26 protein-coding genes are annotated in these 20,712 nt (G+C 45.9%); 24 read left to right on the top strand and 2 right to left on the bottom strand.

What is annotated here, in order from left to right:
* The first annotated feature begins 27 nt into the window (after positions 1–27).
* From METTU_RS04440 to METTU_RS21570, 19 genes are all read left to right on the top strand, one after another.
* Entirely contained in the window at positions 28–696 is a 669-nt protein-coding gene (locus tag METTU_RS04440) for a helix-turn-helix domain-containing protein (protein ID WP_006890113.1), read from the top strand.
* A gap of 101 nt (positions 697–797) precedes the next feature.
* Complete coding sequence (locus METTU_RS04435; RefSeq protein ID WP_006890112.1) at positions 798–1,502, top strand: zinc ribbon domain-containing protein; 705 nt, start codon at positions 798–800, stop codon at positions 1,500–1,502.
* Complete coding sequence (locus METTU_RS04430; RefSeq protein ID WP_006890111.1) at positions 1,499–2,134, top strand: BRCT domain-containing protein; 636 nt, start codon at positions 1,499–1,501, stop codon at positions 2,132–2,134. The genes METTU_RS04435 and METTU_RS04430 overlap by 4 nt, the downstream gene beginning before the upstream one ends.
* Positions 2,135–2,160: 26 nt before the next feature.
* On the top strand, positions 2,161–2,463 hold the full coding sequence (locus METTU_RS04425) for a hypothetical protein (RefSeq protein ID WP_006890110.1): 303 nt from the start codon (positions 2,161–2,163) through the stop codon (positions 2,461–2,463).
* 188 nt (positions 2,464–2,651) lie between these two features.
* Complete coding sequence (locus METTU_RS04420) at positions 2,652–3,572, top strand: LAPAL motif-containing putative phage structural protein (protein WP_006890109.1); 921 nt, start codon at positions 2,652–2,654, stop codon at positions 3,570–3,572.
* Between the two features lie 191 nt (positions 3,573–3,763).
* Positions 3,764–4,000 carry a hypothetical protein gene (locus tag METTU_RS04415; RefSeq protein WP_006890108.1) on the top strand — a complete coding sequence of 79 codons (237 nt, stop codon included), beginning with the start codon at positions 3,764–3,766 and terminating at the stop codon, positions 3,998–4,000.
* Between the two features lie 588 nt (positions 4,001–4,588).
* A complete protein-coding gene (rdgC, locus tag METTU_RS04410) occupies positions 4,589–5,527 on the top strand; it encodes a recombination-associated protein RdgC (protein ID WP_006890106.1) in 939 nt (312 codons plus the stop codon).
* Positions 5,528–5,529: 2 nt separating this feature from the next.
* Positions 5,530–5,670: a hypothetical protein gene (locus METTU_RS23555; protein WP_006890105.1), complete on the top strand. Its 141-nt coding sequence runs from the start codon at positions 5,530–5,532 to the stop codon at positions 5,668–5,670.
* Between the two features lie 14 nt (positions 5,671–5,684).
* Positions 5,685–5,993: a hypothetical protein gene (locus METTU_RS04405; RefSeq protein WP_006890104.1), complete on the top strand. Its 309-nt coding sequence runs from the start codon at positions 5,685–5,687 to the stop codon at positions 5,991–5,993.
* Positions 5,994–6,003: 10 nt separating this feature from the next.
* Positions 6,004–6,348 carry a hypothetical protein gene (locus METTU_RS04400; RefSeq protein WP_006890103.1) on the top strand — a complete coding sequence of 115 codons (345 nt, stop codon included), beginning with the start codon at positions 6,004–6,006 and terminating at the stop codon, positions 6,346–6,348.
* A 4-nt stretch (positions 6,349–6,352) separates the two neighbouring features.
* Entirely contained in the window at positions 6,353–6,604 is a 252-nt protein-coding gene (locus METTU_RS23035; protein WP_006890102.1) for a hypothetical protein, read from the top strand.
* Positions 6,605–6,898, top strand: coding sequence for a hypothetical protein (locus tag METTU_RS04395; protein WP_006890101.1), 294 nt, complete (start codon positions 6,605–6,607; stop codon positions 6,896–6,898).
* A gap of 3 nt (positions 6,899–6,901) precedes the next feature.
* Positions 6,902–7,120 carry a hypothetical protein gene (locus METTU_RS04390; RefSeq protein WP_006890100.1) on the top strand — a complete coding sequence of 73 codons (219 nt, stop codon included), beginning with the start codon at positions 6,902–6,904 and terminating at the stop codon, positions 7,118–7,120.
* Positions 7,121–7,133: 13 nt separating this feature from the next.
* A complete protein-coding gene (locus METTU_RS04385; protein ID WP_040579609.1) occupies positions 7,134–7,541 on the top strand; it encodes a hypothetical protein in 408 nt (135 codons plus the stop codon).
* Complete coding sequence (locus METTU_RS04380; protein ID WP_006890099.1) at positions 7,538–8,080, top strand: glycoside hydrolase family 108 protein; 543 nt, start codon at positions 7,538–7,540, stop codon at positions 8,078–8,080. Before METTU_RS04385 ends, METTU_RS04380 begins: the two co-directional genes overlap by 4 nt.
* A 204-nt stretch (positions 8,081–8,284) precedes the next feature.
* Entirely contained in the window at positions 8,285–8,542 is a 258-nt protein-coding gene (locus tag METTU_RS22210) for a hypothetical protein (protein WP_217182784.1), read from the top strand.
* Between the two features lie 232 nt (positions 8,543–8,774).
* Entirely contained in the window at positions 8,775–8,939 is a 165-nt protein-coding gene (locus METTU_RS23550; protein ID WP_006890097.1) for a hypothetical protein, read from the top strand.
* 171 nt (positions 8,940–9,110) lie between these two features.
* Positions 9,111–9,398, top strand: a complete 288-nt coding sequence (locus tag METTU_RS23030) for a hypothetical protein (protein ID WP_150107733.1) — start codon at positions 9,111–9,113, stop codon at positions 9,396–9,398.
* The gene (locus tag METTU_RS21570) at positions 9,391–10,128 is read left to right on the top strand and encodes an ORF6N domain-containing protein (protein ID WP_006890096.1); all 738 of its coding nucleotides are present in this window, start codon (positions 9,391–9,393) and stop codon (positions 10,126–10,128) included. Before METTU_RS23030 ends, METTU_RS21570 begins: the two co-directional genes overlap by 8 nt.
* 118 nt (positions 10,129–10,246) lie before the next feature.
* Here the strand turns inward: METTU_RS21570 and METTU_RS04370 are convergent, their stop codons facing one another.
* Positions 10,247–11,461, bottom strand: a complete 1,215-nt coding sequence (locus METTU_RS04370) for a tyrosine-type recombinase/integrase (protein WP_006890095.1) — start codon at positions 11,459–11,461, stop codon at positions 10,247–10,249.
* 1,242 nt (positions 11,462–12,703) lie between these two features.
* Between METTU_RS04370 and METTU_RS04365 the strand changes: the two genes are divergently transcribed.
* Positions 12,704–12,985: a PilZ domain-containing protein gene (locus METTU_RS04365; RefSeq protein WP_006890094.1), complete on the top strand. Its 282-nt coding sequence runs from the start codon at positions 12,704–12,706 to the stop codon at positions 12,983–12,985.
* On the opposite strand, the gene METTU_RS04360 is transcribed toward METTU_RS04365, so the two are convergent.
* Positions 12,974–13,924 (bottom strand): malate dehydrogenase, encoded by a 951-nt coding sequence (locus METTU_RS04360; RefSeq protein ID WP_006890093.1) that lies wholly within the window; start codon positions 13,922–13,924, stop codon positions 12,974–12,976. The genes METTU_RS04365 and METTU_RS04360 overlap by 12 nt on opposite strands.
* Positions 13,925–14,425: 501 nt before the next feature.
* Between METTU_RS04360 and METTU_RS04355 the strand changes: the two genes are divergently transcribed.
* The 4 genes from METTU_RS04355 to METTU_RS04340 all read left to right on the top strand — a co-directional run bounded on the left by METTU_RS04355 (position 14,426) and on the right by METTU_RS04340 (position 20,645).
* Positions 14,426–15,262, top strand: coding sequence for a winged helix-turn-helix transcriptional regulator (locus METTU_RS04355; RefSeq protein WP_006890092.1), 837 nt, complete (start codon positions 14,426–14,428; stop codon positions 15,260–15,262).
* Between the two features lie 91 nt (positions 15,263–15,353).
* Positions 15,354–16,286, top strand: coding sequence for a histone deacetylase family protein (locus tag METTU_RS04350; RefSeq protein WP_006890091.1), 933 nt, complete (start codon positions 15,354–15,356; stop codon positions 16,284–16,286).
* A gap of 207 nt (positions 16,287–16,493) precedes the next feature.
* On the top strand, positions 16,494–18,137 hold the full coding sequence (locus METTU_RS04345; protein ID WP_006890090.1) for an HD domain-containing phosphohydrolase: 1,644 nt from the start codon (positions 16,494–16,496) through the stop codon (positions 18,135–18,137).
* A gap of 273 nt (positions 18,138–18,410) precedes the next feature.
* On the top strand, positions 18,411–20,645 hold the full coding sequence (locus tag METTU_RS04340; RefSeq protein WP_006890089.1) for a CHASE2 domain-containing protein: 2,235 nt from the start codon (positions 18,411–18,413) through the stop codon (positions 20,643–20,645).
* Positions 20,646–20,712: the final 67 nt, after the last annotated feature.

Raw genomic sequence — 20,712 nt, 5'->3', positions numbered from 1 at the left:
AAGACCCCACTACTCCGAGCCAATCTCATGATTAAAAAACGACTCCACCTTAGCGATGTTCTTGATCGTCGGATTTGGCATATGCCCAGCGGCAAACTTGGAAAGCCAATGAAAGCTAACCCCGGCCTTGCTAGAAAGGCCCCTATAATCCCCGTGCTTTGCCACCTGCTCTTGGAGGCTTTCGACATGCTTCATAATTTTCATACACAACAATTTAGCAATTTATTGCTAGTTAAACAAGCAAAGAATTGCTTAATTAAAAATAAACCATTGCTAGGCCGTGGATTTATCATTGAACACATGATTAATACTAAGAAAATAGTTGCAGGGAACGTCAAAACTTTACTAGACCATAGAGCCAGGGAAACCGGCCGCAAAATGAGCCAAGCTGAGTTCGGAAAACTGGTTGGATTATCACAACGCACCGTCAGCTATTTATTTGATGAAGAAAATGTGGAAAGTATCCGCTCAGATACCATCGATAAACTAGCCGAGCACTTTGGCTTGCAAGCATTTCACTTGATGATCCCTAACCAACCAATTGAAGAATTGCTCAGCAATCGCATCGAAAAACTGGTAGAAAATTATTTACACAGCGACAACAGCGGCAAACACGCGACAATGGTTGTCTCTGAGACACGCGCTCACTATCAAGGTGAGGAATACATAAATAAAGTCGTTAACGGATCTACATAACTATTACGATAAATAAACCGTAGCTGCTTTGCTTTTGTCGCATCAGCTACGGCGTAAGCAATTGCCTATATACAAACCATAAAAAAAGGGAGCATAAAGATATGAGTAGTCTGGTTGAATGCAAATCCTGCAAACACCAAGTTGATAGAAGTGCAAAAACCTGTCCGAATTGCGGCGCGGCAAATCCAGGAGTTAAGGCATGGACAGGCTGTTTAGTCGTTTTCATATTAATTGCGGCAGTAGGTTCCCTTGTCGGAATCATTAAAGATAACAATACCGTAACCACCGATGGAAGCCCCACCCAACCAAAATCCGAGACGGCTAAGCCGATTAAGAAAGAAAATCTCGGCATGGGCTTTACCACTACCGAATTTATAAGTGCTTATAAAAATGCCGCTAAGGAAATGAACCTAACCATCAATCCAAATAACCTAACGGTTAATGATAGCGATAACGGCGAAGAACAAATAACGAATGCAGCACTATCCAATAACCTCGCACTGATAATTACGGCAAATAAGATTTCCGGCGATGTAACTGACATCATATTTATAGGAACGGGAGACGGAACTCTGAAGTCGGGAGCTAACGTGCTCGAAGGCATACTTTCCGCTGTGATTGCAACGAATCCCAAGCTATCAAAGGCCGATAGAGGGAGTGTAATAAACTCACTCGGCTTTGGTTCTAAAAGAGGACAGCTTGGTGGAACCGCCATTCGTAACGGCATTAAATACACACTGACCCAGACTGAAACCATGGGGACATGGCTAACAATCAGCAGCACCAAAGACGAGCAAATAGAATGAACCGTTACCATAACAACCAACTACCGCCCGGCTTCCACGCCGCAAGCAACGAGATCAAGGCTATCAATACCCTGTATGGCCTCATTATGGGCATTACCGCAGACCAGGTTATCAATGACAACGAAATTCACTTCCTCAATCTATGGCTAAAAGACAACGAGGCCTATACTCGATCATTCCCGCTCAACGTTGTTAAACAACGTATTGACGACATCTTGGCCGACAACATCATCACCCAGGAAGAGCGGGAAGACTTCTACCAAACCTTATCTAAACTTATAGGTGGAACTTTTCAAGAGACCGGTGCAGCGGGCGGCTTTAGCACCAGCTTCGGCAACCAAGAGCCTGACGAACTCATTGTTAATGGCTCAACATTTTGCTTAACCGGCGCATTTATCACCGGAACCCGTGATAAATGCGAACAAATCATCACCGAGCTGGGCGGCATACCGGCCAAATCCGTCACTAAAAAGCTTGATTATCTAGTCATCGGCGCACTCGCCAGCCGCGACTGGATAGCCACCAGCCACGGCAGAAAAATAGAAAAAGCCTTACTTTACCAAGAGCAAGGCAGCCCCGTGACAATACTATGTGAGGAATCCTGGGCAAAATTTATCAACATCACCAACTAACACTTCAATCAAAAATAGGATCAATTATGACAATAAAGAAAAAAAGCCCATTACAATCTAACGCCAACATTATTGGTGCGATTGCCTCTTGCTTGTATTTAATTTCCGGATATAGCCAAGCGGATGCTTTGCAAGATACCTATTACAAAGCCATTAGCGACTCCCTTGAACGATACGAAATAGTCAAGCGCAGTGGAACACCAATGGATATTTGCGTACAGGCTACCGTAATTACGTCAAGCTATCTTAACGCAAAAGATGAGCCTAACTTTATACAATGGAAAAAGATTAAAAAAGACGATTGCAGCCGAGCCGGCGTACCTGAGTAATTAAAATAAACTTTAATAAAAACAATAAAAAACCGCAGTGACCTGCACTGTAAATTCATAGATCGGGAACAATTTTTCAATGCTCGACACTTTGAGGCCTGTGAGTGTAGGCCATAAGCAGCTTTCCCGACTTCCATGATTACGAACTGGTTTAGCGTAACGTGCATTACGATAAATAAGGCGTTAAAATGATTGACATGAAGCCAGCTAAATTCCAAGTAATCTATGACGGACCTGCTCTCGATAACCACGAGATGGATGTGCATGACCTTGCACCCGCTCTAATGGCTATCGGAAGCCTTATGGAAGAGGTTGGAAACTCGCTATATGGCGATAAATTTAAAATAGGCGTCAGCGTAAAGGGATCATTTAAAACAGGTTGCTTTGGCGTCGAAATGGTTGCTACCGCTAAAAGCCTAATCTTAGACGCTATTGACATATTTAATCATGGCAATACAACGGCTGTTTTAAATGCAGCCGGTATTATTGGCCTTGCTAACTATACTGGCGGCACATTAATAGGTTTTTTGCGTTGGGTTCGGAATAGGAAAATCACTAAAACAGAAGTTGCTGACAATGGAATCGTTAGAGTTTATATTGATGATGATCATTATGATATTGAAAAGACCGCCCTTGCCCTTCTGCAAAACCATAAAATAAGACAAGCATTCGAAAACATCATAACCAAGCCCCTGCTGCGTGATGGTATTGAGTCATTCGCAATCGTTGATCCTGATGCACCCGGAAAACCGCTCTTAATGATAGATAAGAGGGAGTCAATTTATTTTGTCGCCCCCGATCCTGGCGATGAAAAAATAAACGACCAAACGACGATCGTCAGCTTGCAAATCATCAATGCGTCATTTGCAGATGGAAATAAATGGCGCTTTACCGACGGTATTCAAACATTTTATGCTGAAATACTGGATGAAGACTTTTTAGCTCGCGTTAATGCAAGCGAAGAAGTTTTTGCCAAAAACGACATCTTAAAAGCCAAGGTTCAGCTCCTACAATGGCTCACCATGAAAGGAATGAAGTCAGAGTATTCGATACTTGAAGTGATAGAACACCGCTCAGCAAACCGTCAGATCGATCTATTTAATCCATAGTCAACAACACCATTACAAAACCCGCCCTGAGCGGGTTTTTTATTGCCTAAAATTTTAGTTAAGCAATAAATTGCTTGACATGAAACCATATTAGCAATAAATTGCTAACCACTGAGACAAAATAGCCACGTAGGTCGAGTTAACGACAACGTAACCCGACATTAAAAACAATAAAAAACAGGAGCGTAACCATGGCCAAAAAAACACTTGATTGGCTGGCACTGCAAATCATCGCCGTATTTGAAGAGCGCGGACTTAATGCGGCCTACATCGAAGATACCCAAAAGACTCTAACAGGCCGAGACCGCTTGTCCGTGCTGCTCTGGTGCAACAACCTGGACAGCGACAACAAAGCCGCGCTGGCAAACCGGCTGCACGTCAACGAAACCGACTTAGCGACAACATTAAGAACCCTGCAAAAAATATAAGGGTTCGAAAACCGATTTACCAAGCAGCCTACCTTCAGCCCGGCTTACATAGCGGGCATTTTTTAGGACTGCAACAGAATGGCGGGAGTCCACCGGCTCCCAAAAAAGACCGGTGCAGTTATACAGCCATAACCTTGCCCGTTTCGGCGGGCTTTTTTTAAAACCGGTGTGTTTACCGGGTGCAACCAGAATCCTCTCTCTGGGCAGTAAAGAGAGGACACAGAAAAGAGCGCGAGCGTTAAAAACTGTAACGGGTACGCAACCGGATTGATTGTGGGGATAGCCGAGCACTTGATGCATAAAAGACTCGGGGAAGGAAGCATGGCACATAAGCACGGTATGGGTTGCAAAGTGCGCGTGGCCCGCTCTTTTTTCTGTGCAGCGGCGTTGAAAGTAGAAACGCGCAAGACGACATGAATAGGCTAGTCGATAACAACCTGGCTGATGACCCAATCATCATATCCTGAGTAACGTCAGGACTGCACATAACATCAAACGAGTAGCCCGACTCGTCTCAAGCTGGGCAAAAACGCGGAAACGCCAACAACAGAGCCGCAAGGATGCGGCCTTAACCCAGGACATTAATTTATGTGGTTTAAAAATCTAATCATCTTCCGGCTGGACGAACGCTTTATGCTTACTCCAGAAGACCTGCAAGAAAAACTTATCCCAATGGCGTTCAGGCCTTGCGGAAATCAAGAAGCATCGACCTTTGGCTGGACACCCCCACTGGGCAAATCATCAGAACAACTGGTACATAGCTCGAACGGATTTATGATGCTGTGTGGCAAAAATGAAGAACGAGTGCTGCCTACGGCCGTCGTCAATGATATGACGAATGAAAAAATTCTTGAAACTGAAGAACAACAGGGCCGTAAGTTATCCAAAAAAGAAAGAAACGCCATCAAAGACGAACTAATCTTTGAGTTGTTACCCAGGGCGTTCACCTTCCAAACCAAAACCTTCGCCTATATCGATCCCCAGAACGGCTGGCTGATTGTTGATTCAGCGTCTACCAGTAAAGCCGAAGGCTTGCTCAGCAGTTTGCGTAAATGCCTGGGCTCGTTACCGGCTACGCCAATCAATCGCATAACCGTCGACAGCCCCGTCAGCGTTATGACTGGTTGGCTGGCTAATGATCAAGGCCCGCATGAAGATGCTGAAATCACCATTGATGACGAATGCGAGCTACGCGCACCCGAAGAGGAAGGCGGCATTATCCGTTGCAAACGCCACGACTTGAGCCTGCCGGAAATAAAAAACCACCTGGATACCGGCAAACAAGTTTTTAAGGTAGCCCTGACCTGGTCTGATCGACTCTCTTTCATTATCGATGACAATCTGGCTATCAAACGCCTGAAGTTTTTAGACTTGATTCAGAGCCAAGCGGCTGATACTGAAACAGAATCCGAAGCCGACCGGTTCGATGTCGATTTTTCGATCATGTCGCTGGAACTGGCCAACTTCCTGCCTCGCCTGGTTGAGCTGTTCGGCGGCGAAGTCAAAACCCATACGCCGGACAATTAACCATGGATAAGCAGAGTTTAAACGCATGGTGGGACTACAGCGCCGCTGTAATGGCCAGAGACGCCGCGCAATTCGACCTTGACCAAAAATATGATGAGTATTTTGCACAACGCATTTTATACCTTTGCCATACCGGCAAATAACGAGGGTTATGACCATGCAAACACCTTTAGAACAATACCAATCAAACCTAATCCGGATTAGCGCCTACCGCGCAAAACAAACCGACGAGCAGCGGCGACGCGCGGATCTTGCCGAACAGGTTAACGTGTACTGCAAAAAACTGGGACTTAATATGCCGCAGTCCATAACAGCTATCCGCATTGCCCTTGAACAGCTGCGGCATGGGTGTAGCGATGATCTGGCGTATGAATTCGGGACCAATACCGCCAGGATAATCGCCTTAGTCAGCGCCAACCAAAAACTAAGCAGCATCATTCGGCGCAAAGTCCGCGTACTGCACTAAGGGGTCTGTCATGTGCATAAAAATATCCGACTATACCGTAGCTGAAACCATCAAATTTATCCTGGCCAGCCATACCCGGAAGCTTAAGCAATTCATTACCGATGTACAAAATGCCGATCATGCCGACTATAAAAAATACAACCTCTGCCGACCGCGATTATCTGCCGCATACCGAGAGGCCGATGCACAGCTGCATGGCATACGACTATTGGTGTTAGATCATAAAAAGGTTATCGCCGACATTAAAACCGCTCGCGAAGCGCTGCATGACGAATGGCAGTTGCATGATTTCCAGATCGTTGCACTGCAACGGCCAGGCACTAAGCCGCCGTTTTACATCCAAGAAGCGGCATAAAGCTATGGTCACCACAAAAGTAGATCATATCCGATCACGCGGACGCCAGCGCCAACTCAGCGCGTTGCAAAATACGGTTGATCAATGGAATACCAAACACCCGACAGGCACAGTGGTGAGGATTACCAATGGCGTAGGCGTTGCAACTCAAGCACCGACATCGGCGCCTGCCATGCTTCTGGCAAAGAGTACGCCGGTCGTATGGCTTAAGGGCATCCATAACTATGTAGCATTATCCAGAGTAGTGGTGATTTAGATGCCTACAAAAAGAAAAGGTGGGATTTGGTATCAACGCGGCTTTGACAGCGCTGATAGGGATAATCTAGTAAGAGGTGAAGAGACGCCAAAGCAAAAAGCTGCATCGGCAGGTTATAAATACGGATTTCCTATGCACAGATTCCCCCTAAAAGAGAATGAATTTATACGCGGATACTGGGATTCAATTGAAGTACAACAAAATAAAAATGCATTGAAAATGGAAGTGCAGAATGCGACCCGAAGTACCGTATCAACAGGCGAGATATTATCTGGAAAAGAAAATATGAGGTAGGCATTGCAAAAACTTTACGCAAAAATCAAAAAGAACAGCAAATACTTCCATCAAAACGCATGGTGTATTAACGAGCCTGAGCGATGGGGCTGGCCGTTTGCCGTAACCATAGAACCGGCTTGCATAGACTACACAGTGCAAGGCGGACCGGGTGGGCAATACCGCCTCAGCGATGTCAATTTATTCGTCGTCGAAGACGACAAAGAACTCCGCATTTCATAAAGGAAAAATTAACATGACCACACATAATTTTAACGATTATCCATTACCGGAGTGGGCCGAGAAGCTCAGTGATGGAGCCTACATGGAAATCGGCGCACAACTAGCAACCAGAGACGGACGTCGATGCGGGAACGCCTACGTGGACGAGATAGCATCGCATAAAACGCTTGGAGAAGTGGCGACCGTGATCACCGATATGGGCAACAGGATAACTATGACTGAAAGCGAAATGGAATCGGCGTTTTACCCGCCGACTTATGTGATGAAAATTATTGAAGCGCGGCGTTGGCGTAACGCTGAACTACTGACCGCCGCACGGCTAGCCCTTCCATTGATGGAAAGTTTTTTTAGGGATCATGAGGGCAAAGGAACAATTAAGCGGCTTAAACAAGCTATCAACAATCTGGAAGAAAAAATATGACTATCAAAGAAATAATCGCCGCCATAATCGCGAAAGAAGGCGGCTATGTAAACCACCCCAACGACAAAGGTGGCCCGACACAATACGGCATCACCGCCAAGAGTTACGCCGAGTATTTCAAGCTGCATGCAGACAGCGTCACCGTTGACAATATCAAATCCGTAACCCAACAGCTTGCCGAGAAAATCTATTACACCTTGTATTACGTCCGGCCCGGCATCGACCTACTGCCGGAACTGATTCAACCGATCATGCTCGACATGTCAGTTAATCATGGCCGTAGTGGATCAATAAAAATCCTGCAAACGGCGCTAGGCAAAGCGGGAATAAATGTAGGCGTACCCGATGGCATTATCGGCCAAAAAACCTTAACCGCAGCGACCGAAGCGGTCAGGCAACTTGGCAAACATTTTATTAATGACCTGGTCAATTGCCGGATCAGCGTTTATGAAGAAATTATCAAGACCGACCCAAGGCAAGCGGTTTTTAAAACCGGATGGTTTGCCAGAGCCGAATCATTTAGACCTCAGGCAGCGTGATGAACCTAAATTCGACAACCGCCAAAATCTCAACAAAACAACCGCTGAAAAAATATTTTCATTGCCGGTCTTGCGGCCATGACCGACCAATAGAACAGCTGGGTAAGATAACTCCTGGCAACAACTCAAAGCGCTGCCAATTTTGCTGCGATAAAGCTGATGCAGCGAGATTATTGATTGCCCAGCCATCAAAGGTTTGAAGATATGAAACCATCACCTAATATACTAACCGCTGATGAACCATTTGAACTAACAAGATCCAGAACAGCAATTAAAACATCAGGATACTGGACAACAAACGATTTGAGGCTGCGCTTCAAAGTATCGAAAATGACGCTATGGCGCTGGATGAGCCGCGAAGAAAACCCATTACCACAGCCAAAATTTAAAGGAAAGGGAAGTCAAAACAGGTGGGCAATAGAAGTTATTACCGCGTGGGAAGATAATCAAGAAACGGTATGACCACAAAACGTCTAGCAACGCATGAATTAACCAGCCCGCCAGCTGGACTTTAAACAACAAACCGACTCGCGGCGGCGGGTCTGGTTGAATGACGGGTTAGAGCCCGTTGCATGCACATGTATGTCGTGGTGCCGAGATTTTAGAGAAACACAGGGCGGAAAATACCCGATTAGCGATCACGCCCCAGGATGCGACAAATACAAACACTAACTGTTAGGCTTGGAGATAAAATATGACTAACTGGATAAAAGTGGCTATGTACAACGCATGGCTGCTAGAAATGAACAACAAAGGATACGGAAGCTGTGACCAGATTGACAGGCGTGTTAGCAAGGGCGAATTAACACCCGGAAAAGAATATGCTGCAATCAGCAAAGCGCAAGAAGCAAGTGCCTAACGCGTCGAGCTAACAGGGCGCGGCCCTGAAAGCTGAACAAACACAACCGCACTGATTCCGCGCTCCTGTTGAGCGACGGGTTATAACGCAATAGCTAACAGGGCGCGGCCCTGAATTTTAACAAACACAACCGTATTATGCCCGCGCTCCTGTTGAGCGACGGGTTAGGCTTTGAGAACACACAATGTTGACAACCGCAATCAAACAAGACTATCCTTTTCCCGTCGCCCCACATTGGGCGGCCGGGATTGGCATCCTGAAATGTCGCGGCACAGCCGCAACCTTGCGGTTTTTTTGTGCCCAGCGCACAGCTACGTCTATGGCGGGCTGGGCGGAGCGCCCGCAAGGGCGGCCGGTTGCGACACCGGTATGCCAACTTCGTTCAGTCCGTCTCCCTATGATTGGCATCGTTTGGAGATGGGTTTTAAACCTGTTTTCAGGAGTCGCAATCATGAATAATAACAAACGCAATCCGTCCGTCGTCCACGTCGATAATATCGACATCCCGGTTACCGAGTATCAAAACCAGCGCGTCATCACCACTGAGTTGATGGCACAGGCCTACGGCACCGAACTAAACAACATCCAAGCCAACTTTATCCGCAATAAAGGCCGTTTTGAAGAAGGCACACATTACTTCAAGCTCGAAGGCAAGCGACTGACTGACTTAAAGTCAGTCAGTCCGCAAATCAACAAACGCACCCGCAACCTGATCCTATGGACAGAACGCGGCGCAGCACGTCACGCCAAAATGCTCGATACCGACCAAGCCTGGGATGTCTTCGACAAACTGGAGTCCGACTACTTTGAACCGCCACAACAGCCAAAACCCGCGCGACGTGCAGCCTTGCCAACGCCGACCGACGAATTCACACCCGAAGTGCTGGCCGCGATTGATGCTCGTGCAATGGCGATGAGCCTGCGGCAATACGAACACAACAAAAACCAACTTCGCGAAGCCATCAAGCGCTGGGGCTATGGCCTGAAAGGGCAGCAGTTAGTTGACCTGGTAAAAAACATCGACCAGAAAGACAGCCGCCTATTCCTGATCCACCGCGACGAACTTTGGAAACTGACCAGCAGCGTTGCATCCATGACAATTATGCACCGACTGGCTTTGGATAACGTCCACGAACTGGAAGCCAGAACCGGCACGGAATGGTACGGACGACCGGATAACAGCCATTAAACTTACAGCAATACCCCCGCTGCTTCGGTGGCGGGGCCTAACGCGATATAGACACCTTTTAGGGGGCTATATCGCGCTAATGACTGAAATGCACCGATTTAGGTGTATAACACCAGAATCAAGAATCAGCTTGAACTATACTATTTAGTCGCTCTACCCACTTAATAAGGCAGTCCGCCTGCTCAACTAAATAGAGGTGCTGGTCATAAACCTCCCATTCACCAGGCAGCTTATGGCCCAGCATGATTTCGGCTATATGCGGCTGGGTCAGGGTTGAAAAATTTGTTCTAGCTGTTTTCCTCAGCGCCTTAATCGACCAGTGCGCCATTTCATAGCCGTTATTCTTCCTTAGCCATTGCATGACATTGTAAGGCAAGGAAAGCGGCGCACCAACACCCATGACCGCATCGCTGCCTTCGTTAGTGAACAAGTATTCACTGGAGCCGGATAGGGCGATGCACTCTTCAAACAGATTTTTAGTGTATGGGGTAATTGGCCTGGTCAGGGGCTTGCCTGATAATTTTCCGGTTTTGTGATCTTCAGGTGGAGTCTCCCAAGTCATTTTGCAAAAATCCAAATACTGCTTTTTAGCTACTCTAAGCTCGGTATTACGACATCCATAGATAAGACATAGCCGCACAAACAAACGATTCTTTGCCGACATCCTCGACCCATCCAGCGCCATAAGCAACATGCGGATTTCTTCAGCATCAAGCGATCGCGTACTTTTCTTTTTGGTAATACTCAGATCAGCTTTTGCACTAATCTGGTAAATCTCATTACTTGCAACAAGCTTGCGGCGGACAGCCCACGACAGCATTTGCTTGGCATTTATCAGTAATCGAGCCGCTATGGCCGGGAACCTTTTCTTAACCCCTTCAAGCAGCGTCACCCAGTTATCGGTTGATATTCTGTCCGGAGGGATGCCTCCAAACTCAGGAAAAACATATATCTCGAACGATCGCTTTATCTGACGATGAATCTTTTTATTGTGTATGCAGTATGCCTCATACCATTTCTCAAAAACATCTTCCAAGCTTAACACTTCAATATTCTTGAGCTTATCAGTCTTTTTGATGATGCGTGGATCATGACCTTTTTCAAGCTCAGCCTTGAGCTTTAGGGCTTCCTCCCTAGCCTGTTTTAACGTAATCAACGGATAAGTCCCGAGATCTAACCTAGACTGCCTGCCGTCATGCCGAAAGCGCAACTGGAATACGATCTTGCCTTTTTTTGAAACTCGGGCGCTTAAGCCGTCACGGTCTGTTTTTTCCTCAACGACATCCCTGCCCTTGCCGCTATTCGCCTTTAGCCATGCGTCAGTAATCGCCATTTTATCAGCCTTGAGTACATAATTTCTAAACAACAAAAAACACGCAGTTTATGTACTCAATTATGTACATAAAAAGCGCGTCTCAACTTGATATTATATGTTATAGCTTGATATTAGGAAGAAATCAAATAATGCCGGGATTCCGCATTTTTAATGCATTTTAGAGAAATTTTGTTATAACATGTTACCCGTTGATATTTACGCTATCATCCGGATGGGAAATAATGGCAAAGGTTCTACGACGCTTGGTTTCGGAGCTTATTTCAGTAATCGACATGTTTTATGCAAAAAATAGGTACGCACACGGTACACAACAAAAAGAGTGCCCATTTGTTAATGGGGGACGAATGAATGATTGAAGGCTTCCCTTGTGATGATGTAAAAAATCCTGTTGGTGAATGGTATTACCGGTACCTTTTTCAAAATACCAGGATAGCTTCAGCTGATTGATTTTACCTAATTCGCATAAAATAAGTAAGTCTCAGTCTCTTTACAATACAGGATGAGTCTGGCTCAAGCGAAAAAACGGATTCAGTTTGAAGAATTCACCCTGAACGGCGGTTTTGTCGATCGTTTCAAACGGGTGCCGACGGCATCTTTTGGATGCCCTGTTCAACGATCCGGATTTTCACGCCGTCGACCGGCAGTTTTTCGGCAACCTTAAATACAACACAGCGCTGACAGATAAAGCATCGCTTCAGCTAAAAGGCTTTTCCCAAGGTTACGTGTACTCTGCCGACGAAGCTAATGAGAATGGCAGCCGGGTTATCAATTGCCATCGACGGCCCGGGTGCCGGATATTCTTCTCTCAGCGAGATTAGATACTTTTTCTATAGACAAGCTCAAGATCGATCAATCATTTGTCAGCGATTTATCTCAAGGGCGACGGGAAAATAAAGCCATTATTCAGGCAATTATCCCGCTGAGACGGACATTGAGCATTCAAGACCCACTTCAACAACTCGATGCTTAGCCCAATATCGGCGATAAATTGAATAATAGCTTCACCTGATAAGTAATAGCGCTTATTGATTAAATAAGCGGCATTCCCTATCCTACAAACACGTGTACAGCACCAAAACAATACCATTGTCTTGTAAATAAAAAGAGTCTAATATCCGCAGAAATTTTGGGTTGGGTTTCTTCCGGGCACGATTACATTGACAAGTAGGGCTAATTTATCGCTTCCTTGCATTATGAGTCCGACACCCTACCCAACATAATCATCAAGTGGAACGAGATATGAATAACAACAAAGAAAATCGATTAGCCGGGCGCTATCCTACCTTTTGCACCGTTGAACTTGATTCAGGTACGGGCGTAACACGCAACCTGAGCACTACTGGAGTTTGCTTTACGACGGATAATGCGCTTGAGCCTAATTTAATGCTGCGATGCTTCATTCTCATGCAAAAAATGGGCAGGAATATAATCCGTGTTCGCTGTGAAGGCAGGGTGGTGCGCGCAGATAAATCAGGCGACGGTTGGGAGGTCGCCATTAACTTTACGACATTAGAATGGTGATTGATCGATGTGGCTGTCGTCCACCAAATCGGGTATCAATGAAATAATAGCGCTTTTGATAGCTGTCGCCGCAGTTCGCAGGGTTTGCTGTTCGCTGTCGTTCAGCTCAGGGTGCAAATGGCGGATAATGCCGCTACGCCCTACCACCACCGGAATGCTAAAGCAGTTATCCCGAATGCCCATCCAGTCGTCAAACCAGGTGGCAAGAGGCATGGTGCGGTATTCGTCGAAAACGACAGCTTCAATAACCATGCATGTTGCTGTGGCGATGGCGTGATTGGTATAACCTTTGAGGCGGTAAACCTCAAAACCGGCTTCGGTAACCTGGGCGAATAACTGTCGATGAATGGGTGTGTCGCCGAGGGGTTCGCCCCCCGCTTCCGCGCTACTCAGTATAGGTAATTGGTTGGAGCCGTGCTCGCCCAGAATATAGGCGCGAAGATCGTCAGGATGAATATGCTCTTCCTGCGATAGCAAGGCACGAAATCGGGCGGAATCCACCAGCGTTCCGACGCCCATCACTCGATTGGCCGCAAAACCGGATAATTTGCAGGCCGCATAAGTCATTACATCGACCGGATTGGTCACGATGACGAATACGGCATTGGGATTATTGGCGGCCAATACGGGAATCAGCTCCCTGAACAATGATGTGTTTTTTTCGCCCAACTGGAGACGGGAGGTCAAAACCTCCTCATCAGCCGCAACCGATGCCGTAACGACGACAATATCGGCATCCTTTACCTGCTCGTTAGTACACCCTTCGATGCGCATGGGACGTGAGCAAAAAGCCAATGTGTGCTGCAAATCCAAAGCATCTCCTCTGGCTTTTTCATAGGTACGACCGGCAATCACCAGATGGTCGCAAACCTGTTTTATTACCAAGGCATAAGCAAGAGTGGAACCGACACGACCTGTTCCGATGATGGCAATTTTCATAAGCAGCTGACCGTAAATTCTTTAATAAGGCATTAAGGTATGTTGATTGTAAAGAGTTTTGATGACTTTACTTCAAACAAAACCAGTAATAATATTTTTGTCCGGTTTCAATTATCCACCCTAACAAAGCAACAACACAAACAAAATACGTGGTAATACTTATCAAGTAGTAAAAATTATTAGCCTGTAATAACACGATTTTTAAACGAATTATCAGGAATCAATACTACTGACTTAAACTGTAATTAATTATCAGATAACTTTCTATCTAAATTAATTAATTCTTCGGTACGTAGTATTACTAATACCGAGTACCTTGGAATAATCAACCTTGTATATCACGTAAATTCTGTGATAATGCTTATCGTAACATGCTAATTTATTGTAACTTTTAATTTTTAAGACTTGTATTTTATTTTATCGTTTGTAAATAAATTATTTTTATTTTCCGTCCATTCAGACCCTGTGTCTGTTCACTTTAACGGATTTACGAGGACTCATATGAATACAGATTTTCGGATTGGACTGATTAGTGATGACCCCTATCATTCGGGCTTATTAAAAGGGTATTGCCAGGCACATCGCTATAAGATTTTTGAAACAGCCGCCGACACGGAATCAATTAATACAATGATTCAGATGCAGCCGAATATAATTATTCTTGCTATTGGTTTGGCCCAAGATCGAGCCCAAAAAAATAACTTCGACTTGATTCGTCAAATGAGTATTAACCATAAAATTCCGGTATGTTATTTACGTGACGTTAATAACGCGGCCAATTCAGGAGAGGACCCGGCTTGCTGGGTTGACACAACTTTAGCTGCCCCTCTTGATATCAATCAACTGAAAGATTATCTGCACAACAAATTCAAGCACCATCATCTTTTTATCCAGGAAAAAAGAAATCATGAGAGGCGGACTGCTAATGATCGCAGGCTGTTAATGCTTGATCAGCAAAACAAGGTCCCCGGCAATAATCATCCCGCTAATAACAACATGCCGAATAATGATGACACCGACTGCTTTACGGTCGAACCTTTTCAGATTGACCAACGCTCCAAATCTGTCTTTTTTAACGGGAAGTTATTGAATTTAACACGTAAAGAATTCGAACTTTTCGAATTGCTGGCGAAGGATATTGACCGCGTATTTATGACCGACGAAATTATCAACCATCTCTGGCCTGATAATAACCGGGCAACCAAATCGGATCTTTATCAGTACATGCACCTATTAAGAAAAAAAATTGAAAACGACCCGAATAACCCGCAATGGATTTTGACTGTAAAAGGCTTTGGATACAAACTGAATATGGCTGAACCTGTTAAAATGAATTAGCCAGGCATTTAGAGTTGGCTCATCTTAAATAGCGGCAACACCCCACGATAATGCCTATTTTTTTACTGGAAGACTCTACAGCGAGGCTTTTTTGAGGACACTTTATTACAGTCACCCTGATTTCCTTTTTCATGAAACAGGCATTGGACACCCTGAATGCCCTGACCGGCTCAGAAGTATAGAAAAGGCATTATCAGCACCGGAGTTCTCAGGTTTAATCCGGCAATCTCCGCCACTCGGTACGGAGCGGCAAATCCGGCTGATTCATCCCCAGTTCCATATTGACGCCATTCTTGAAGCCATCCCCGAACAAGGCGAACACTATCTGGATCATGATACGGTGCTGTCGCCCGGATCAAAACAAGCTGCTTTTCGCGCGGTTGGCGCTGTTTGCGATGCCGTTGATAAAGTCTTGACCGGCAAAGCGGACAATGCATTTTGCGCCGTACGCCCACCGGGCCATCACGCAGAACCCCAACTGGCAATGGGATTTTGCCTGTTTAACAATATAGCGATTGCGGCTAATTATGCGCGTCAACAGTATCAACTGGAACGTATCGCCATTGTTGACTTTGATGTCCATCACGGTAACGGCACGCAGGCGGCTTTTTACAATCAGCCCAATGTGCTCTATGCGTCCAGTCATGAAATGCCGCATTATCCCGGCACCGGACATCCCGCAGAAACGGGTGTCGGCAACATTATCAATGTGCCGCTGGCTGCGGGCGACTCCGGCATTGAGTTCAGACAAAAATACGCCCACATTATTTTGCCCGCACTGAAAATCTTCAAACCTGAGCTATTGCTGGTTTCAGCCGGTTTCGATGCCCATAAAGATGATCCGTTAGCGTCCATCATGCTGGTTGAAGATGATTTTAAATGGGTTACTCAAGAACTAATGAGCGTTGCCGACCACTGCTGCAAAGGCCGGGTTATTTCGGCGTTGGAAGGCGGCTATAATCTCAAGGCGTTAGCGGCCAGTGTTGCCATTCATATTAAGACACTAATGACTGATATTGAATAATCGACTGGATAAGTCTATGTCATTACTCCTGCAAGCTTCGTAAAAACCCTTACCCTTTTGACGCAACGTCAAAGACCGGTCATGGTTAATCCATTCACTTTAAAAAGCCTTCCAACTTAAATTGAAAAACGACAATCTATTTTTGCGTCGTTAACACACATGATCTATAGTTGAATGAACACTCCCTAAAACCGCAGTACTTAGTACATGACTACGCAAAAGATCATCACCCCGTTTGAAAAAATTGCCACTACAGGTAACGGACTTTCCGCCGATTTACAAAAAATCATTGGTCAAGTTGAAAAGTTAACTGACATCGGTATTGCACTTTCATCCGAAAAAGATACGGCGCAGTTATTGGAAAAAATCCTGCTGGGAGCAAAATCCATTACCAACTCCGATGGAGGAACACTATACCGGGTTGATGGTAACACCATTAAAATAGAAATCATCCGTTCCGATAGTCTGGGTATTTCTCTGGGAGGCGAAGGAAATACCATAAATATCCCGAATATTCCGTTATACGGAGAAAATGGGGAGCCCAACCTTAAGAATGTCGTCTGCTATTCGTATCACAACAATAAAACCATCAACATTGATGATGCCTACGATGCGGTCCATTTCGATTTTGCGGGAACCAAGGCATTCGACAAAAAAAATAATTACCGCTCAAAATCTTTTCTTTCCATTCCCTTGACCAATCACCAAGGTGAGATCATCGGCATCCTGCAACTGATTAATGCTACTGATCCTGAAACCCAAGAAATCATCACGTTCGATTCAGTGTCACAACGTTTTGCCGAAGCCTTGGCTTCACAAGCGGCAACCGTCTTAACAAAACAACAGCTCATTACCGACCTGGAAAACATGTTTGAGTCGCTGGTCAAATTAATAGCGACTGCGGTCGATGAAAAATCGCCTTATACCGGCGGACATTGTCGCCGCGTCCCGGAATTGACCTTAATGCTGACAGAGGCGGCGCATGATACCGACCATGGTTATTTGCAGGATTTCAGACTGACCGAGGCGGATCGTTACGAACTCACTATCGCGAGCTGGTTACATGACTGCGGCAAAATCATCACGCCCGAGTATGTCATTGACAAGGCGACAAAGCTGGAAACCATTTTCGACCGCATTCATTTACTGGAAACACGCTTTGAAGTGCTAAAACGCGATCGTGAAATTGCGTTTCTCAAACAGCAGCTTGCTGAATTGCAAGACAACATGACCTCATCATCGGCACTGGAACACACTTACCAAGCCGATATTGCCCGCTTGGATGATGATTTAGCGTTTATCCGTCTTTGTAATACCGGCGGCGAAGCGATGTCGGGTGAAGACATTAGCCGCCTTCAGTCGTTACAAAAGCTGACCTGGTCGCTAAACAATGTCGATGTCCCCTTGTTAACTGATGAAGAGGTCTACAATTTGAGCATATTCCGAGGTACGTTAACCTCGGAAGAACGAAACGTCATCAACAACCATATCAACGTTACCATTTCCATGCTGGAAGCCATTAAATTCCCCAAACACTTACAAAACGTTGTTGAGTATGCAGGCGGTCATCATGAGCGTATGGACGGCAAGGGCTATCCCAAGGGATTGAGTCGCGAGGAAATGTCCATCCCGGCACGGGCAATGGCGATAGCGGATGTATTCGAGGCATTGACAGCAAAAGACAGGCCCTACAAAAAAGGTAAAAAGCTTTCTGAAGCGTTGTTTATCTTAAAGAAGCTGAAAGAAGACAAGCACATTGACCCTGATCTGTATGATGCATTTATCAAACAGAAAATCTATAAAAAATATGCTGAAAAATTTTTGGATGATGTCCAAATCGACATCGACTAAGGATTTGGTTGAAAATAACTTCCCGAAACCACTATTTTCGATCATCGTGCTGAGCTTGTCGAAGCATGATCGGCTTGACGCGGTAGGCCGAAATTTTCCCGCTCACCCTTCGACAAGCTCAGGGCGAACGGAAAAATTTCACTTAATCCATATCGGGAAGTTATTACTGACCATATCCTAAGTAGATAGTCTTGTAAGGTGCGCATGCGCACCCTTTTCTAAAACCCTCCCCAAATCAATAAAAGCGCGCGGCGCGCCCCCTAGGTTTCTTTGATGAAATTCAGTAATAAATGGCTTAAATCTTATCGTTTTCTGGCATGCGCCCTAATCACGCTGTTATTCATGGCGCACACCGCGCATTGGCTGCACATTCCAACCCTGCAGCGCATGGAAAATATTTTATACGACTTGCGCTTGCGGACGACCGTTGTTAACACCGTCGATCCGCGCATTGTCATTATCGATATAAACGAGGAAAGCCTGGCCAAAGAAGGCCGTTGGCCCTGGCGCAGAGATAAACTGGCCTATTTGGTCGACATACTGTTCGATTATTACAACGTTAAGTTGTTGGGCTTCGACGTGGTTTTTTCCGAGCCGGATACCAGCGCAGGAGTCGAATTGTTGGAAAAACTGGCATCCGGCCCATTGCAAAAGGATGCCGATTTTTTATCGACGCTGGAAACAATGCGCCCGCAATTGTCTTACGATGACATGTTTGCCAAAAGCCTGGAAAACCGGCCTGTCGTCCTGGGTTATTTCACCAGCCATATAACCGAAAAAACGCCGGAAGTGGGCCTGTTGCCGCCTCCTGTGGCAGCGACCGATGAACACCCCTTCAGCCCTTTACTGTTCAAAGAAAAAAGCTACGCCGCTAACCTGCCGAAATTGCAAACAGCGGCCCTGTCCGGCGGTTTTTTTAACAATCCCAATGTCGACGAGGATGGCGTTTATAGAAGACTGCCGCTATTAATCAATTACAACCATCAGGTTTATGAAGCATTGTCGCTGGCGTTATTCAAAACCTTGCTGGGCAAGCCGGAAGTTAAATTTATTACCGGTGAGGGCTATGGCAAAAGCAATATCGACAGCCACCTGGAAGGTCTTGAAATTGAAGGCTTTCATATTCCTGTCGATCAAAGCGGCACCCTGTTGGTACCTTATCGCGGCCGGCAAGGCAGTTTTCCTTATGTTTCGGCAACCGATGTGCTGAACGGCGTTACCGACGTAGAGAAGTTAAAAGACAAGATTGTTATTGTCGGCACCTCGGCGGCGGGCTTACTCGACTTACGGGTAACACCGGTACAAAACGTCTATGCAGGCGTTGAGGTGCATGCCAATATTCTCAGCGGCTTGCTCGACCAATCGATTAAATCCAGGCCCAGCTATATTCTGGCCGTTGAATTGGCTGAATTACTGTCGATCTGCCTGCTGGCTGTCTTTATGTTCCCCCGCTTACCGGTGTTTTTATCCGCCATAATCTTCAGCGCGTTACTTATCGGCGGCATAGCTTTCAATTTTTACTGCTGGGCGATTTGGAACATCGATACCGTGCTGGCAAGCCCCATCACCTTATTGGCCTTGCTGTACGGCATCCAACTATTTTTCGGTTTTTTCTTTGAAAGCCGAAAGAAAAAACAAATGGGCAACATGTTCGGCCAATATATTCCGCCCGAATTGGTAGAACAAATGAGCCAATCGGATGAAGAATTTTCGTTAAAGGGCGAAAGCCGGGAAATGACCGTATTATTTTCCGATGTCCGGGGCTTTACTACCATTTCCGAAGGCATGGAACCGCAGGAACTGTGCGAACTGATCAACGACATTTTAACGCCGGTAACCCGCGTCATACATGAATCCAAAGGCACTATCGACAAATACATCGGCGATGCGATCATGGCGTTTTGGGGCGCTCCGATGCACAACCCGCAACATGCCGCCTACGCCGTCAGGGCGGGCTTGGCAATCTTGCAAGCTTTAACGGCCATTCAAAAAGATTTTAAAGCCAAAGGCTGGCCGGAAATCGACATAGGCATAGGCATTAATACCGGAAAAATGAGTGTGGGCAATATGGGATCGCAATTTCGCATTGCTTACACGGTGATGGGCGACGCGGTCAATTTGGGTTCACGTTTGGAAGGACTCACCAAGCAATATGGCGTAAGAATGATTGTCAGTGAAAGCACCCTGCTGGCGGCTCCGGAGTTCACCTACCGGGAACTCGACAAAGTACGCGTCAAGGGCAAGCATAAGCCTATCACCATTTATGAACCGCTGGGCGTAACAGAGGGCATCAGCCACGAACAATTGCAGATTCTCGACTTATTGAATCAGGGCCTGCACGGCTATCGACAACAACAATGGGCCACCGCCCAAACTATTTTCGAGCAATTAGCGGAGCGGTATCCGCAGGATAAGTTGTACCCGATTTATCTGGAACGGATAGCCTACTACCTTGAATCGCCCCCCGAAATCGATTGGGATGGCGCGTTTACCCATACCCGTAAGTAACACTTTGGCAATTGGTTCTCATTTTTCACCGTTGCCCTTAAAGAATTGGCTTAACACCCGATATAAT

Source organism: Methylobacter tundripaludum SV96, from assembly GCF_000190755.2.
GTDB classification, from domain to species: Bacteria; Pseudomonadota; Gammaproteobacteria; order Methylococcales; family Methylomonadaceae; genus Methylobacter_A; species Methylobacter_A tundripaludum.
This window is presented reverse-complemented; position numbering and strand designations above follow the sequence as displayed.

What these genes read in the sequence shown, in the direction of transcription:
- METTU_RS04440 (WP_006890113.1), top strand. Translation starts at nt 28, where the DNA reads ATGATTAAAAAACGACTCCACCTTAGCGATGTTCTTGATCGTCGGATT.
- METTU_RS04435 (WP_006890112.1), top strand. Translation starts at nt 798, where the DNA reads ATGAGTAGTCTGGTTGAATGCAAATCCTGCAAACACCAAGTTGATAGA.
- METTU_RS04430 (WP_006890111.1), top strand. Translation starts at nt 1,499, where the DNA reads ATGAACCGTTACCATAACAACCAACTACCGCCCGGCTTCCACGCCGCA.
- METTU_RS04425 (WP_006890110.1), top strand. Translation starts at nt 2,161, where the DNA reads ATGACAATAAAGAAAAAAAGCCCATTACAATCTAACGCCAACATTATT.
- METTU_RS04420 (WP_006890109.1), top strand. Translation starts at nt 2,652, where the DNA reads ATGATTGACATGAAGCCAGCTAAATTCCAAGTAATCTATGACGGACCT.
- METTU_RS04415 (WP_006890108.1), top strand. Translation starts at nt 3,764, where the DNA reads ATGGCCAAAAAAACACTTGATTGGCTGGCACTGCAAATCATCGCCGTA.
- rdgC (WP_006890106.1), top strand. Translation starts at nt 4,589, where the DNA reads ATGTGGTTTAAAAATCTAATCATCTTCCGGCTGGACGAACGCTTTATG.
- METTU_RS23555 (WP_006890105.1), top strand. Translation starts at nt 5,530, where the DNA reads ATGGATAAGCAGAGTTTAAACGCATGGTGGGACTACAGCGCCGCTGTA.
- METTU_RS04405 (WP_006890104.1), top strand. Translation starts at nt 5,685, where the DNA reads ATGCAAACACCTTTAGAACAATACCAATCAAACCTAATCCGGATTAGC.
- METTU_RS04400 (WP_006890103.1), top strand. Translation starts at nt 6,004, where the DNA reads ATGTGCATAAAAATATCCGACTATACCGTAGCTGAAACCATCAAATTT.
- METTU_RS23035 (WP_006890102.1), top strand. Translation starts at nt 6,353, where the DNA reads ATGGTCACCACAAAAGTAGATCATATCCGATCACGCGGACGCCAGCGC.
- METTU_RS04395 (WP_006890101.1), top strand. Translation starts at nt 6,605, where the DNA reads ATGCCTACAAAAAGAAAAGGTGGGATTTGGTATCAACGCGGCTTTGAC.
- METTU_RS04385 (WP_040579609.1), top strand. Translation starts at nt 7,134, where the DNA reads ATGACCACACATAATTTTAACGATTATCCATTACCGGAGTGGGCCGAG.
- METTU_RS04380 (WP_006890099.1), top strand. Translation starts at nt 7,538, where the DNA reads ATGACTATCAAAGAAATAATCGCCGCCATAATCGCGAAAGAAGGCGGC.
- METTU_RS22210 (WP_217182784.1), top strand. Translation starts at nt 8,285, where the DNA reads ATGAAACCATCACCTAATATACTAACCGCTGATGAACCATTTGAACTA.
- METTU_RS23550 (WP_006890097.1), top strand. Translation starts at nt 8,775, where the DNA reads ATGACTAACTGGATAAAAGTGGCTATGTACAACGCATGGCTGCTAGAA.
- METTU_RS21570 (WP_006890096.1), top strand. Translation starts at nt 9,391, where the DNA reads ATGAATAATAACAAACGCAATCCGTCCGTCGTCCACGTCGATAATATC.
- METTU_RS04370 (WP_006890095.1), bottom strand. Translation starts at nt 11,461, where the DNA reads ATGGCGATTACTGACGCATGGCTAAAGGCGAATAGCGGCAAGGGCAGG.
- METTU_RS04365 (WP_006890094.1), top strand. Translation starts at nt 12,704, where the DNA reads ATGAATAACAACAAAGAAAATCGATTAGCCGGGCGCTATCCTACCTTT.
- METTU_RS04360 (WP_006890093.1), bottom strand. Translation starts at nt 13,924, where the DNA reads ATGAAAATTGCCATCATCGGAACAGGTCGTGTCGGTTCCACTCTTGCT.
- METTU_RS04355 (WP_006890092.1), top strand. Translation starts at nt 14,426, where the DNA reads ATGAATACAGATTTTCGGATTGGACTGATTAGTGATGACCCCTATCAT.
- METTU_RS04345 (WP_006890090.1), top strand. Translation starts at nt 16,494, where the DNA reads ATGACTACGCAAAAGATCATCACCCCGTTTGAAAAAATTGCCACTACA.
- METTU_RS04340 (WP_006890089.1), top strand. Translation starts at nt 18,411, where the DNA reads ATGAAATTCAGTAATAAATGGCTTAAATCTTATCGTTTTCTGGCATGC.